At 50.6% G+C, this 257-nt stretch carries 1 protein-coding gene; it reads right to left on the bottom strand.

The window, feature by feature from the left end; translation table 11 throughout:
* Positions 1-35: 35 nt before the first annotated feature.
* Positions 36-257, bottom strand: a 222-nt coding sequence (locus SB719_RS21220) for an ACT domain-containing protein (protein ID WP_412159897.1), incomplete at its 5' end; no start/stop codon positions are given.

Below are 257 nucleotides of genomic sequence, written 5' to 3'. Positions count from 1 at the left end.
CGGGTGACTTTAATCACGTCTGGCATCACGCGGATTTAGCGCATGATATTCGCCAGATGCACACGGTCACGAGCGGTCAGACGAATAAAGGCGCTGTAGACGCGACCATCTTTCTCTTCCGTATTCAAACTTTGAATATTCGAAGTCGTGGTGTTAATTGCCGCCGTCAGGTTTGCCAGCGCACCCTGATGATTGAACATCTCCACCTTGATTTCGGTGATGAACTCCTGCGCCGTCTCTTTATCCCATTCCACAGC

It is taken from the genome of Pantoea sp. SIMBA_079 (assembly GCF_046940275.1).
Lineage (GTDB): Bacteria > Pseudomonadota > Gammaproteobacteria > Enterobacterales > Enterobacteriaceae > Pantoea > Pantoea borealis.
Note: the sequence above shows the minus strand (reverse complement) of the source record. Positions and strands in the feature narration are given on the sequence as shown.